General features: G+C 69.8%; 10 protein-coding genes. 4 read left to right on the plus strand and 6 right to left on the minus strand.

Translation table 11 applies throughout. The features are described from left to right. Nucleotides 1-40 precede the first annotated feature (40 nt). Complete coding sequence (locus ACIBVL_RS19985) at nt 41-481, plus strand: LysR family transcriptional regulator (protein ID WP_399098528.1); 441 nt, start codon at nt 41-43, stop codon at nt 479-481. Here the strand turns inward: ACIBVL_RS19985 and ACIBVL_RS19990 are convergent. Both ACIBVL_RS19990 and ACIBVL_RS19995 read right to left on the minus strand, forming a co-directional pair. Continuing rightward, a complete protein-coding gene (locus ACIBVL_RS19990; RefSeq protein WP_399098529.1) occupies nt 473-1,837 on the minus strand; it encodes an aminomethyl transferase family protein in 1,365 nt (454 codons plus the stop codon). The genes ACIBVL_RS19985 and ACIBVL_RS19990 overlap by 9 nt on opposite strands. Nucleotides 1,838-2,107: 270 nt before the next feature. Further along, nucleotides 2,108-3,169, minus strand: coding sequence for an MBL fold metallo-hydrolase (locus ACIBVL_RS19995; RefSeq protein ID WP_399098531.1), 1,062 nt, complete (start codon nt 3,167-3,169; stop codon nt 2,108-2,110). Nucleotides 3,170-4,214: 1,045 nt separating this feature from the next. Here ACIBVL_RS19995 and ACIBVL_RS20000 point away from each other — a divergent pair. The 3 genes from ACIBVL_RS20000 to ACIBVL_RS20010 are packed head-to-tail and all read left to right on the plus strand — an operon-like array spanning nt 4,215 to nt 8,055. Further along, nucleotides 4,215-5,384, plus strand: a complete 1,170-nt coding sequence (locus ACIBVL_RS20000) for a sugar ABC transporter substrate-binding protein (RefSeq protein WP_399098533.1) — start codon at nt 4,215-4,217, stop codon at nt 5,382-5,384. Between the two features lie 14 nt (nt 5,385-5,398). Continuing rightward, on the plus strand, nt 5,399-7,018 hold the full coding sequence (locus tag ACIBVL_RS20005; protein ID WP_399098534.1) for a sugar ABC transporter ATP-binding protein: 1,620 nt from the start codon (nt 5,399-5,401) through the stop codon (nt 7,016-7,018). Beyond that, nucleotides 7,018-8,055 (plus strand): ABC transporter permease, encoded by a 1,038-nt coding sequence (locus tag ACIBVL_RS20010; protein ID WP_399098535.1) that lies wholly within the window; start codon nt 7,018-7,020, stop codon nt 8,053-8,055. Before ACIBVL_RS20005 ends, ACIBVL_RS20010 begins: the two co-directional genes overlap by 1 nt. 957 nt (nt 8,056-9,012) lie before the next feature. On the opposite strand, the gene ACIBVL_RS20015 is transcribed toward ACIBVL_RS20010, so the two are convergent. The 4 genes from ACIBVL_RS20015 to ACIBVL_RS20030 all read right to left on the minus strand — a co-directional run bounded on the left by ACIBVL_RS20015 (nt 9,013) and on the right by ACIBVL_RS20030 (nt 14,145). Next, nucleotides 9,013-10,536: an aldehyde dehydrogenase family protein gene (locus ACIBVL_RS20015; RefSeq protein WP_399098536.1), complete on the minus strand. Its 1,524-nt coding sequence runs from the start codon at nt 10,534-10,536 to the stop codon at nt 9,013-9,015. Nucleotides 10,537-10,626: 90 nt separating this feature from the next. Next, the gene (locus ACIBVL_RS20020) at nt 10,627-11,991 is read right to left on the minus strand and encodes a GAF domain-containing protein (RefSeq protein ID WP_399098537.1); all 1,365 of its coding nucleotides are present in this window, start codon (nt 11,989-11,991) and stop codon (nt 10,627-10,629) included. A 24-nt stretch (nt 11,992-12,015) separates the two neighbouring features. Next, a complete protein-coding gene (locus tag ACIBVL_RS20025; RefSeq protein WP_399098538.1) occupies nt 12,016-12,621 on the minus strand; it encodes an N-acetylmuramoyl-L-alanine amidase in 606 nt (201 codons plus the stop codon). A gap of 315 nt (nt 12,622-12,936) precedes the next feature. Beyond that, nucleotides 12,937-14,145, minus strand: coding sequence for an ROK family protein (locus ACIBVL_RS20030; protein ID WP_399098539.1), 1,209 nt, complete (start codon nt 14,143-14,145; stop codon nt 12,937-12,939). Between the last annotated feature and the right edge of the window lie 4 nt (nt 14,146-14,149).

Consider the following 14,149-nt stretch of genomic DNA (forward strand, 5'->3'; position numbering starts at 1 on the left):
GGCTGGACTTAGAGGTCCGAGGAGTGGACGCTGCATCGCCGTGTACCGGGGGCAGCGTGCGGATGAGGTGGTCGCGGTGCTCAGGAGTGATGTCCGGCTGGAATGGTTCGTGTCGTTCCTCGCCGTCGTGGACACCGGCAGCTTCGGTGCCGCCGCCGAGGCGACGCACCGCTCGCAGCCCCGCGTGAGCATGCATGTCGCGGCACTGGAGCGGGAGGCGGGGGTCGCGCTGTTCGACCGGCGTAAGCGTCCGGTGGCACTCACCGACGCGGGCGCCGCGCTGGCCGAGCACGCCCGCCGGATCGTCTTCGCCACCGCTCTGACCGGCGGCGTCTCTCTTCGTCGCCCGATGACCGTGATCCCGGCTCTACATCGGCAACAGTTCCAGCCCCCTCGGCTGCATTCCGTCCAACACAGCTGGCGCAAGTCTTTCGTAGACGCACGGACCCACTTCACGGCATCGACACTGTCGTCAGAGTGACGTGACGTCCGTACGCCGACGGTCGGGCTTGAAGGGCAGCGCGGTGACCGTCGCCCTGATCTCGCGCTGGGGCGTGCCCGGAGCGCCCCAGAGCACGGCCACTTCGGTTCCCGGGGCGGCGGACGCCTGCTCGATGACGCAGAGCGAGATGGTCTGCCGCAGGTTCGCGCTGATCGTCCGTCCTGTGGCGACCCCTATGGGAGTGCCGTCCCTGAGGACCTGGTCGAAGTGAGGGCCGCGCCCGCGAGGGATCTCCATCTGGTCGGGCGCTTCACCCTGCTCCAGGAGCGAGGTGAGTACCCCGGCCACGTCCCGCTTGTCCCAGACCAGACCCATGAGAGTGCGCCCGGGGCCGCCGTCGCGGGCGTCCTTCACCAGTGCGTCCCGCCCGAGGAAGTCACGCTCGGGAACACCGTTGCGGAATCCCCATCCCAGTTCGCCAGGCTTGCGGAAGTAGTCGGTAACGCCGTTGGTCGGCACGAAGCTGCCCGTCGGCGTGCCCCTGCGGAACTGGCGGGGTGCGCCGGGCGAGAGGATGGCGGCGGGCAGATAGTCGAGGCCGTTGGTCGCTATGCCGGCTTCGATGTGCTGCACGGGCTGCGAGCGCAGGCCCAGTTGCCTGATGCCGAACTGCAGGCCGCTCTGCACGACCGCCGCCCAGATGCCGTTCGCGTGCTCCGCCGGTCCGTGGAGTTCGTAGCCGAGTTCTCCCGAGATGCCCGTACGCAGCACGCGTACCGGCACTCCGGAGACCTGCGCCATCCTGCTGCGGCTGAACCCGATGTCGCTCAGGGGCTCGCCGGTGAGCTTCTCCACGGTGTACAGGGACGCCGGTCCCTGGATGCCGAAGATGAACCGGTCGGGGCTGATGTCGACCGCCTCCGCGTCCCAGTCGCCCTGGCTGAACTGCCAGAGCAGCCAGTCGCAGCTGCCCGCGGTGTAGACGAACTCCTGCGCACCGAGCCTGCACAGGACACCTTCGGAAGCCACCCAGCCGTTCTCGTCCAGCTGGACGTGGTGCTTGATCTGACCGATGTCGAAACGAGCGAGGTTCCGCATGCCCAGCCGGCCGAGAAACTCCAGAGCCTGCCGCCCCCGTACGACGACCTTGTGCAGAGAGCTCCAGTCGCCGACGTAACACGACTCGACGTGTGCGGTGGTCTCCTCCACCCATCCCGCATATTCCGTGGGGATCAGCATCTGAGCGAAGCGGCTGAGCGAGCCGTGGGTGTTGGCGATGTCCTGGGCCGCGGCGGCAGGGCTGAACAACGGTGGGCGCTCGGTGACGAACGGTGCCTCGAATCCCAATCGGAGGGTCGTCTCGTAAGTGCTGCGCTGATGATCGGTCAGGTTCATTCTCGGCTCCAAATTCTGCGCACGGATCCGCCCCTCGGTCATGGCGGCACGAAGGCGGTGCGATGGCCGCGACGCCGCATGCGTTCCTTCGTCGCCCTGAGACGGGTGGCGGCATGGTCCGCCGGACGGACACGGTGATCATGTGGGTTCCGGCAGGCGTCGCTAGATCGTTTTAGCGGACGGTAGCAGGTGACTGTCGACGATTTCGAGTTCCGTGCGGGGAGAATTTGGGCGCAGGTTCTCATCCGCACCGAGGCGGGCGAAGGTGACTCAGCGGGTGCGGCGGCGAGGCAGCGGAACGTGCATGAGGTCTGAACCCACGAGCATCGAGCCGCCGAAGTCGGCGCGGCGCGCACTGTCGCTCAGCTGCCGACGCCAGGTCGATTCCGGGACGATGTCCGGGTGCCCGGGACTGAGATGGGTGGCGACCAGGGCGCGCGCCCCGGCCTCGGCGGCGATCCGGCCCAGATCGCTCACGTCCGTGTGCGTGGCGAGGATGTGGTCGATCAGGCCTTGAGGGAGACCGAGCTCGGCCAGCCCGCCGGGGTAGAGGGCCTCGTGCACCAGGATGTCCGCGTTCCTGGCGAGCGTGATGATGTTCGGCGTGGGAGTGGTGTCACCGGAGAAGACGACGCTGCCGTGGTCGGTGTCGAAGCGGTAGGCGTAGGCGGGGAACACCGCGCCGTGTGGCACCAGGACTGCGGTGACCCTCACGTCGTCGTTCTCCATGACGGTGAAGGGCGGCATCGGCGGCGCGGTGTTCGTGGCGGACGCACCGGCGGAGGACGGCGGGAGCACGTCATGCACCCGCAGCAGTGACGCCGGGTCGCTCCCGGTGTGTTCGGCCATGAAGAAGGTGGGGGAAGCGGCGTAGGCCATTCCGGCCAGCCTCGTCATCTCGACGGTTCCCGGCAGCGGCCCGGGCGCGCCGGCGAGGAGCGAGGGGATCCCAGCCGTGCCGGGGCCGTGCACCTCCACCGGATCACGGAACCCCTGGGAGCCGGCAGCACCCGCGGCCAGCAGCGGAAACGAGTAGTAGTCGACCATGTGGTCGGCGTGGAGGTGGGTCAGGAAGATGCCCGCGAGCGACGGCAGCGACAGCCCGGCCCGCATGTACTGGGTCACGGCGCCCCGGCCGCAGTCGACGACATAGGTCCGGCCGTTCACCACAAGCGCCGACGAGATGCCGTAGCGATGCGCCAGCGGTGGCGGCCCGCCGTTGGTCCCGAGCAGGTGCAGGGACAGGGGTGAGTCGGGGGCGTACGACGCGGCCGACAGGTCGGCGAAGAGCGGCGTGGCGGCTCCGACGCCGACCGCCAAGGCTCGCAGCACCGACCGGCGAGGTGTGTCGGCCGGTCCTCGTCGAGGCCCTGCGGCCCCGGGCTCGGTCGATGTCATGTCGTCTTCGGTTGGGCACATCCTGGGTGGCTCCTCTGGCGGCTACGCACGTGATGACGCAGCGGAAGGTTGCTCATGACTGAGCGCGATGGGGGAGCCTGCGGGGTGCAACTTAAGGTGGCGCGACAGGAACCCTGGTGCCTGGGCCAACGAGACGGCCGTTGGAACGGAAGGAACGGTGGGGTCCTTCGACATACGCGGGTGTCCTGAGGCGGCGACCAAGCACACTGGTCCCGGCGGGGGGATGTACGTGAGGGCAGCATTCCAGCCACGTCCAAGGGCGGAGAGCAGAAGGCGGAGCAGTGACCCGCCCGCCGGGGTGCCGTGCCGGCCGTACCGCGGGGCGGAAGGCCCGTACCGCAACTGCTCAATGCACGTCGTCTGCGCCGATCGATCTCCCGGTGTCGCGCCTGGTCGTGGGGCGGCGCAAGTGTGGTCGGCGCCGCTTGGGTTCGACCGCCAGGAAGCGGTGGAGCCCGTGGCCGCTGCGAGACTCGCAAACTTAACTTGTTGCCGGTGTGCTTCCGCCTGTCTGCTGATGTGCGGACACTTTGCGCCATTGACGGGATTGGTCCGCGAGCTGGACCTTTGCGGTGGGACAGCGGTTGTCGGTGCAGCTCGTGAACGCTGCCCAGCACTCGGTGCACACGCGGAGGATCGGGTCGCCAAGGTGCTCGGCGTCATCGCGGAGCCGAGTCTCAATTCTTCGACTACCGGGTAGCCGCGCGATCCGAAGCCGTCCGCGGTGTTCGTGATCTACGAGGGCACGTGGACGAGGACGCCTTTGTGGCCGGTGAAGCCACGGCCCGCTTCGCGATGTGGTTCACGCCTGAGGTGCCGCCGCGTCCGAAGCCGCGGACGAAGGCCCGAACGCGCTCCCCTCGTACCCTCTCCGACCGCTCCGTGGCGGTGGGTGATACCGGACCGAACCATCGTCCGCTCAAGGAAGTTCGGACGCTTGTCCATGGAGGCATAAGCAATGGCGCTTATCAGAAACAGGTGGCTGGGCTCGTGCACGGCTGCGCTCGCCGCGTCGGCGATGCTGGCGGGGTGCGGTGGCTCCAGCGCCGGGTCCAGCAGCTCCGGCGCATCGGGCAAGGGCAGTTCCACATCGGGTCTTGCCACGGCCGAGAAGAAGGTGGCGAGCCTGCAGGCCACCACCAAGAGCTACCCCGTTCCCACCACGAGTGTGTCGGGCGTCGAGAAGCTCAAGGGCCGCAAGGTGTTCTACATCCCGATCGTCCAGCAGGTCCCTGCCTTCGTCGCCACGGCCCAGTCGACGAAGCAGGCGCTCTCCAAGGCCGGCCTCTCACAGCAGGTGTGCGACGGCAAGGCCCAGCCGAGTGCGATCGCCTCCTGCGTCCAGCAGGCGATCACGGCGAACGCGGCCGGGATCATCCTGGACGCGATCCCTTACGGCATGGCGCAGAACGCCCTCGACGCCGCCAAGGCCAAGGGCATCCCGATCGTCATCGCGGACCAGAACCCCCCGCCCGGCGTCAAGAACAGCAACCAGGTGAGCTATGTGCCGGGGGCGGGTGCTCAGCCCACCGCGATCGCCTGGTGGATCATCGCCAATTCCGAGGGCAAGGCCAATCTGATCATCGCGCAGAATGCCGACAGCCCCACAGCGAAGCAGATGGTGGCCGACTCGCTGCCGATCTACAAGAAGTACTGCCCCCACTGCAAGGTCACGGTCAAGGAGATCACCGCCTCGACGCCGGCGCTGCTGGCCTCGAAGGCGAGTTCCAATGTCCTGAGCAACCCGGGCGCCACCTATTACTACACGGAGTTCGAGGACAGCCTCCAGGCCACCGTCCAGGGCATCCAGCAGTCGGGGCGTTCTTCGGGCATCTCCCTGTCCACAGCGGCCGGTTCGGTGAACGGACTGGGTCTGCTCAAGGGCGATTCGGTTGTCAAGGCCGTCGTGGTCGCGGACCAGGTCTACATGGGGTACGGCGTGACCGACCAGCTCCTGCGCATGATGACCAAGTCCGGACCCGTCGACGAGGCCCAGCCCATACGGCTGTTCACCAAGGAGAACATCGGCACCATCAAGGTGACGGCCGCGGCCCAGGCCTCGGGTGAGTGGTTCGGCGACGGCTCCTTCAAGGAGGACTTCACCAAGCTCTGGGGCCTGGGGCGATGAGGGGGGCACACACCGTGAGCGCCGACTCGCAGACCGACCCGCCGGACAGGCCACGGCACCACCGTCTGGAAGTGGCCGAGCTGTCCAAGAGGTTCGGCTCGACGCGGGCACTACGCGAGGTTCACCTTCAGGTCGCCCCCGGAGAGTTGCACGGCCTGGTCGGCCAGAACGGGTGCGGGAAATCCACCCTCGTCAAGATCCTCACTGGCGTGTACTCGCCCGACCCGGGAGCGTCCATCGCGGTGGACGGCCAGCAGCTTGCGCTGCCCGTCCGCCCGATGCAGCAACGCGAGGCGGGAGTCTCGGTCGTCCACCAGAACAGCGGTCTGGTGGACGACCTGACGGTGTGGGAGAACGTGCGGCTGGGGCACTATCAGGCAGGCCGGCTCTCGCGGCGGATCAACCGCCGCCAGGAGCAGCGGGCAGCCGAGCAGGTCCTGGCCCGGCTGGGCCGCCCCCTGGAGGTCGGCCGACAGGTCGGGCGGCTCTCGGCGGAGGACCGGGCCGTCGTCGCCATCGCTCGGGCGGTGCAGGACCACCGCCCGGGGGGTGGGCTGATCGTCTTCGACGAGTCGACCAGAGCCCTCGGCAGGCAGGCGCGGGCCCGCTTCTTCGAACTGGTCCGCTCGCTCGTCGCGGAGGGCACCTCAGCCCTGCTCATTTCACACCAGTTGGAGGAGGTCGTCGAATCGACCGACCGGGTCACCGTCCTGCGCGACGGCGCCGTCGTCGAGACGGGCCTGCCCACGTCCGAGGTGGACGAGGTCTCTCTCACGCGCATGATGCTCGGACGTCACCTCGTCACGCACAGGCGGGTCGAAAGCCAGGTCCAGGACGAGGTCGTCGCCTCGGCGCGGGGTCTTGCGGTCGGCGCGGTGACCGGCCTCGACCTCGATGTCCGGCGCGGGGAGATCCTCGGAGTGACCGGGCTGATCGGCTCGGGCTTCGTCGAGGCGGCCGAGGCGCTGGCGGGCGCGCGCTCGGCATGCGCCGGCACGCTGGCGGTCCACGGGCGCGACCTCGCCCTGGACCGCAGACGTGGCTGCACGGAGGAGTTCGTCGACGCGGGGGTGGGTTTCGTGCCCGAGAGCCGCCTGGAGGCTGGGGTGGCCGGAGACCTCTCGGTGGTTGACAACCTGACGCTGCCGCGGGTGCGCCGCCGCGGCAGCCGACTGCGGACCGGCTCCGCGTGGCAGGCCGAGGAGACCGCCGTGATGATCGCGAAACTCGATGTCCGGCCGCCCGACCCGCACGCGCCGGTCCGCACACTGAGCGGCGGCAACCAGCAGAAGGTCCTGCTGGCCAAGTGGCTGGCGGGCGCACCCAACCTGCTGGTGCTGCACGAACCGACGCAGGCTGTCGACGTCGGCGCCCGCCACGACATCATCGAGGCGATCCGCGAGGCCGCGCGGGACGGCTGCGGAATCATCATCGCCTCGATCGACCCGGTCGACCTCGCGGTGCTGTGCGACCGGGTGCTGGTGTTCCGCGACGGCCAGGTCGCCAAGGAGCTGAGCGGCGAACTGGAACAGGCCGCCATCGTCCACGCGGTGTTCGGCGAGGGCACAAGGCCGCAGGGAAAAGTTCAGGAAGTACCTCAGGAAGAATCCCAGGGAAAGGGGAGGGGCGACTGATGGACGTCACCAGCCAGGAAGTTCAGGAAGACCTCGACACCCCTCCCGCCGCGCCGAGGGCGGCACGGACCGGGAGGCCGTTGTCGACCTCCGCCCTGGCCGGGCGGCTCGCGTCGCGTTACTCGGTGATCGGCATCTGGGTGGCCATGATCGCGGTGTATGCCGCCGCGGAGCCGGGGGTGTTCCTGACCGAGGGAACCTTCCAGACCATCTTCGGCTCCCAGCAGGCGCTGGTGTTCCTCACCATGGCCCTGCTGTGCACCGTCTGCGTCGGAGAATTCGTCGACCTGTCCGTCCCGGCCGTCTTCGGATTCTCCGCCACGATCCTGCCCGTCCTGGTCGTGGAGCACGGGTGGGGAGTGTGGCCGGCGGCGGTCGTCGCCGTCCTGGGCGCGCTCGTGGTCGGTGTGGTCAACGGCCTGCTCGTCGTTGTGGTCGGGGTGAACACCATCGTGGTGACCTTGGGAATGGGCACCTTCCTCGGCGGCATCAGCCTGTGGTTGTCGCACCTCAACACGGTCAGCGGCCTGCCGACCGGGTTCGGCAGGATCGCGTTGTACACCGTGTGCGGCCTGCCGATCTCGTTCTACTACGGCGTGGTGCTGGTGACAGGCTTCGCCTACCTGCTCGCGTACACACCCCTTGGCCGCCACATCCGCTTCGTCGGAGCCAACAGAGAGGTCAGCCGACTCTCCGGCATCCGTGTCAACCGGATCCGCTTCGGCTCCTTCGTCGCCTCCGGAGCCCTGTGCGGTGTCGGCGCGGTCATCGCCGTCGCGGCCCTGGGCGGTTTCAACCCCACCACGTCCGACACCTTGCTGCTGCCGACCTTCGCCTCGGTCTTCCTCGGCACCGCGATCGTCGTGCCCGGACGCTTCAACCCGATCGGTACCTTCATCGGTATCTACTTCCTGGCGACCGGCATCCTCGGGCTCCAACTGCTGGGGCTGGAAGCGTGGGTCTCTTCGGTCTTCTACGGAGGTGTCCTGGTAGCAGCGGTCACCATCGCCACGTTGCTGCGTCGCCGAAGCTCGTGATCGGCTCGCCCACGCCGCAGCCGTGCGAGCCATGCTCCCCGTCGAGCCGTCGAGCCGTCGAGCCGTCGAGCCGTCGAGCCGTCGAGCCGTCGACAGCTGGGCGGCCGTGTCGTCACCTCACGGCGGCGCCCTCACAACGACCGCTGCCGAACCGGTCCCTGCGGGTTTCTCCGGTCTGTCCGGTCCCCGCGGAGCGGAGCAATCGTGCTCTCGGCTCGTAAGCCCGCCTCCGTGACCGGACGGGCGCTGGCACAGGAGGTCCACCTGTTTGGGGGATGCTCAACCTTTCGGGTGGCGTCGTCACCGCAGGCAAGAAGTGGACGGACGGCGGCTCGGTGCACGAGGTGCACTCCCTCAAGCGCCGCGCGGCTACCGCGACCCGGCTTGTGCCCATCCCGCCGCAGTTCGTACGCATGCTCCATGCGCACATCGAACGCTTCGGCGTGGCGCTGGACGGCCGACTGCTCCGGAACCAGGCCGGCCACTACGTGGACGCAGCTGCCCATGGCACAACGTGGGCACGGGCACGGAAGTACGTCCTGCCCCGTACAGAACTCGCCTCCAAGCTGGCCAAGCGGCCGTACGATCTTCCGCACGCCGGGATCTCGTTCTGGCTGTACTCCGGTGTGGACCCCGCCGAGTGCGCTCGTCGCGCGGGCCAGAGTAATGAGGTCATGAGGTCCTCTTCCGTCACTACGCCAGGTTCCTGGACGGCGTCCGAGAGCAGGCCAACCGCGCATCGAGCAGTCCATGCAGGAGTGGGACCGCGTCAGCCAGGGCGCGGAGTCTGAAGGGTGAGGCGGGGTTTGGTCCGTGACTGGTCCGGAAGCACCGGTCAGGAGCGGGACAGTCGTGGGAGGAACTGGGAGTTATGACGTAAGTCGGTCCTGTCTCTGGGGGGGCCGAGAGAAAGGCGCCTGGCGGGCAAAAGCCCAGGGCAGGCGCCTTTTCGTGCCTCTAGAAGAAGCCCAGCTTCTTCGGCGAGTAGCTCACCAGCAGGTTCTTCGTCTGCTGGTAGTGCTCCAGCATCATCTTGTGCGTCTCCCGGCCGATCCCCGACTGCTTGTAGCCCCCGAAGGCGGCGTGCGCCGGGTACGCGTGGTAGCAGTTCGTCCACACGCGGCCCGCCTGGATCGCGCGGCCCGCGCGGTACGCCGTGTTGATGTCGCGGGTCCATACGCCGGCCCCGAGGCCGTACAACGTGTCGTTGGCGATCTTGATGGCGTCGTCGAAGTCGTCGAACGAAGCCACCGAGACGACCGGTCCGAAGATTTCCTCCTGGAAGACACGCATCCGGTTGTCGCCCTCGAAGATGGTCGGCTGGACGTAGTACCCACCCTTCAACTCACCGTCGTACTCGGCGCGTTCACCGCCGATGAGCACCTTGGCACCCTCCTGGCGGCCGATGTCGATGTAGGAGAGGATCTTCGACAGCTGTTCGCCGGAGGCCTGCGCGCCGATCATGGTCTCGGTGTCGAGGGGGTTGCCGGGCTTGATCAGCTCGGTGCGGGCGACGGCCGCCTGGAGGAAGTCGCCGTAGTTGCCCCGCTGGATCAGACCGCGCGACGGGCAGGTGCACACCTCGCCCTGGTTCAGCGCGAACATGGTGAACCCCTCGAGGGCCTTGTCGCGCAGGTCGTCGTCCTTCTCCCAGATGTCGTCGAAGAAGATGTTCGGCGACTTGCCGCCCAGCTCCAGCGTGACCGGCTTCAGGTTCTCGGCGGCGTACTGCATGATCAGCCGCCCCGTGGACGTCTCGCCCGTGAACGCGACCTTCGCCACCCGAGGGCTGGACGCGAGCGGCTTGCCCGCCTCCGGGCCGAAGCCGTTGACGATGTTCACCACGCCCGGCGGCAGCAGGTCGGCGACCAGGCTCATCCAGTAGTGCAGGGAGACCGGGGTCTGCTCGGCCGGCTTGATGACAACCGCGTTGCCGGCCGCGAGCGCCGGCGCGAGCTTCCATGTGGCCATCAGGATCGGGAAGTTCCACGGGATGATCTGCGCCACGACACCGAGCGGCTCGTGGAAGTGGTAGGCGACGGTGTCCTCGTCGAGTTCGCTGAGCGAGCCCTCCTGCCCGCGCACCGCGCCGGCGAAGTAGCGGAAGTGGTCGATGGCCAGCGGGATGTCCGCCGCCAGCGTCTCCCGGACCGGCTTGCCGTTCTCCCAGCTCTCGGCGACGGCGAGGGGCTCCAGATAGGCCTCCATGCGGTCGGCGATCTTCAGCAGGATGTCGGAGCGCTCCGTCGCCGACCTACGGCCCCAGCTCGGCGCGGCCGCGTGCGCCGCGTCGAGCGCCCGCTCCACGTCCTCCGCCGTGCCGCGTGCCACCTCGGTGAACGGCTGCCCGTTGACGGGAGACGGGTTCTCGAAGTACTGCCCGCGGGCCGGCGGCACATACTCGCCGCCGATGAAGTGGTCGTAGCGCGCCTGGTAGGAGACGATCGCGCCCTCGGTGCCGGGCGCCGCGTAACGGGTCATGCCGGTGTGCCTCCCTCAGCAGGGCCGCCCGCCGTTGGGCGGCTCTTGCGGGAGGCTAGGGACACGCACGTTGCAGTGACGTTGCGGCGATTACCGAGACAGCTCGCGGCGCGACCATCCGGACGGTGCCGTCAGCTCCTGTTCCAGCGACGCCAGCCGCGCCCGTATCGCCGCCGTGGGGCGTACCGCCGCCAGCGCCCGCCACACGTCGAGGTCGTCCTCGCCCCACGGCGTGTGCGCCCAGTCCGCCAGCAGGTCCGGATCGTGGCCGTCGATCAGCGCGGCGCGCAGACCGTCGGCGAGGCGGTGGCGCAGTCGTACGACCGCCGGTGCCTGCGACGCCGGCAACAGCGGCCCCGTGTATGCCGCTACGGCCGCCGTGACCGCGCCGGCCGCGAGCCGCCGTTCGACCACCGAGACGTCCGACTCCACGGGAACGGTGAGCCGGTAGGGGCGCGACGCCAGCAGCCCGGGGCCGAGCGCCCCGCGCAGCCGGGCCAGTTCCACCCGCAACGTCACCGGCGTCACCGACTCGTCCTCGTACAGCGCGCACAGCAGCTCGTCCCCGGTCAGCCCCTCCGGATGACGGGCCAGCAGCACCAGGATCTCGCTGTGCCGGCGGCTGAGCCGGATGCCGCGGCCGGCGGTGACCAGGCGTGCCTCGTCCCGGCCGAGTGCGGTCAGCTCCGGCATCTCCGCCTGTGGCCCCTCGGGGGCGAGCAGCGCGAGGTGGGACTCCGCGGCCCGCGCGACCGCCTGTACGAACCCCAGGCTGTGCGGATGGGCCAGTCCGTCCCCACCGGTGATGTCCACGGCCCCCAGTACCCGCCCGGTCCGCGGGTCGTGGACCGGTGCCGCCGCGCAGGTCCACGGCTGCACCCGCCGGATGAAGTGCTCCGCCGCGAACACCTGCACCGGCCGGTCCAGGGCGACCGCCGTGCCGGGCGCGTTCGTCCCGACGGCGCTCTCCGCCCATCGGGCACCCGGCACGAAGTTCATCCGCCCCGCCTGCCTCCGTGTCGCGGCGTGCCCCTCGACCCACAGCAACCTGCCATGCGCGTCGCACACCGCGAGGAGGTGCTCTCCGTCGGCCGCGAACGTACCCATGAGCTCCCGGAACAGCGGCATCACCCGCGCCAGCGGATGCTCGGACCGGTACGCGCCGAGGTCCGCGTCGGTGAGCTCCACACTCGCGGTGCCGTCGGGACCGACCCCGGCCTGCGCCGAACGCCGCCACGAGTCGGCCACGACGGCCCGCACCGGCCTGGGCACCGTCCCCGCCTCGGTGAACGTCTGGTGCGCCCGGCGCAGCACCCGCACCCGTTCGGCAGGGTCGGCCCCCTGCTCCAGGGCCACCCATGGATCGCTCGGCAACTCACCCTCCCGGAAGACGATACGGCTGGGGACATCGTCACTCCGGGTGTGCGGGGCGACAACCGTTTGGACGGTGGTCATCCGAAAGGCGGTCGCCGCTTCCGGTCAGGCGAGGTTGACGAGCCTCAGGTAGCGCACCCAGTCCCAGTTCGGACCGGGATCGGTGTGGTCCGTGCCCGGCACCTCGTAGTGACCGATGATGTGCGCGCGGTCCTTCGGGATGCCGTACCGCTCGCAGACCGTGGCCGTCAGCCGGGCGGACCGCTCGTACAGGGCTTCGGTGAAGTGGTCGGGCCGGTCCACCCATCCTTCGTGCTCGATGCCGATGCTTCGCGTGTTGTACTCCCAGTTCCCCGCATGCCAGGCGACGTCGGCCTCACGCACGCACTGTGCCACCCGACCGTCGGCGGAGCGCAGCACGTAGTGCGCGGACACCCTCTTCTTGGGATTCTGGAAGATGGACAGGGCCTTGTCGTAGGTGGTCTGGGTGACGTGGATGACGACACGGTCGACGGAATAGGTCGTGGGGCGGTCGGAGGCCGTGTAGTTGGAGGCGGTGGCGGGCTGCCACTCGGCGTGCGGGTAGTCCACGGCCTGGGTCTGCGCTCCGGCCCGCGCGTCGGGGAGCAGGGCGTACGGGACGGCCGCGAGGGCGGCGCCTTTCAGGATCCGCCGTCTGGTGGGGGCGGACAGGGGTCTTGCGTGCTTCACAGGGAGTTGCCTTTCGGATGGACGTGCCTCAGCCATTCCTCGCGGAGCTTGGCCACGCGCGGGTGCAGGGTGCCGCGCACATGGGCCAACGGCGATTCGACCGCCTGGGTTGCGAGCCGGTACGCCTTCAACTCACCGGATCTCAGTGCTCCGTTCTGCGGAGGGCTGACGGCTGCGCCCCGCAGGGATCACGTTACGGCGATCACCGGTCGCGCAGTGGGTGTCCGTGGAGTTCCGTGGACGAGCGCCCGGCTGTGGACAACTCGCTCACCCGAGCGGGGAGTTCCGGCCGAAGGGGCAGGTGGCGCCGGTCGTTCAGGCCCGCTCCGCCACCACCGCGGGATCGTCCAGCACGGCCCGGACCACCGAGTGCGCGGCCCCCAGGAGCGGCCCCTCGGGGCCCAGCCGTGAGACGGACACGGGGCGGGCGGGGCCGGCGGTGCGCCGGGCGAGTTCGGATTCGAGTGAGGGCAGCAGCCAGGGCGCGAGCCCGGCCAGCGCGCCGCCGAGCACGACGCTGTCGGGGTCCAGCAGATTGAGCGCCCCGGTCAGGGCGATGCCGAGGGCCGTGCCCGCCTCTCGCAGGGCCCGCCGTACATCGGGGTCGCCGTCCGCCGCGCGCCCCGCGAGGAGTCCGACACGGTCGCCGCCCGGCTCGAGACCGGCCGCGCGCAAGACCGCCTCCTCACCGGCGTACTGCTCCAGACAGCCCCGGCCGCCGCACACGCACTCCGGTCCGTCGGGGTGGACCGGCACATGCCCCAGTTCGCCCGCGAAACCCCGGGTGCCGCGCAACAGGCTGCCGTCCACGACCAGCGCGGCGCCGATGCCGATCTCCGCCGACACGTGCAGGAAGTCCCGCGGGGTGCCCTCGCCGAGCCAGAGTTCGGCCAGCCCGCCGAAGTTGGCCTCGTTGTCCACCGTCAGCGGGTAGTCGCCGGGCAGGAGGGCGCCGAGGTCGGTGTCGTGCCAGTCGAGGTTCGGGGCGCGGACGACGGTCCGCGCGTCACGGGCGACCAGGCCGGGGACGGCCACGGCGAGCCCGGCCGGCCACAGCCCCGCGCCCTCCGCCTCGGCGACGACCTCACGCACCAGGCCGGCCAGTTCCTCGACCACCGGCTCGGGGGAGCGGCCCCGGTTCGTACCGTGCCGCACGGCACGCGCCCGCACCTCGCCGCGCAGGTCGACGGCACAGACGGCGAGATGGTCGACGCCGACCTCGGCTCCCAGCCCCGCCGGGCCGCGTCCGCTGACCGCGAGCGCCGACCCGGGCCTGCCCACCCGGCCGGGCCGCTCGGGCCCCAGCTCTTCCAGCAGTCCGGTGCGTATCAGCTCGTCGACGAGCGTGGACACCGCCGCACGGGTCAGACCGATGCGTGAGGCGACCGCCGCCCGCGACAGCGGCCCCTCGGCGCTGACGGCGTGCATCACCCGGGCCAGGTTGCGGCGGCGCATGCCCTGCTGGGTGTCGGGCAGCGCACGCCCCGGGCCGGTGGCGCGGGCCTCGTGCAGCGGTGCGGTCATCCCA

Source organism: Streptomyces sp. NPDC049687 (assembly GCF_044465285.1).
In the GTDB taxonomy this organism is placed as follows: domain Bacteria; phylum Actinomycetota; class Actinomycetes; order Streptomycetales; family Streptomycetaceae; genus Streptomyces.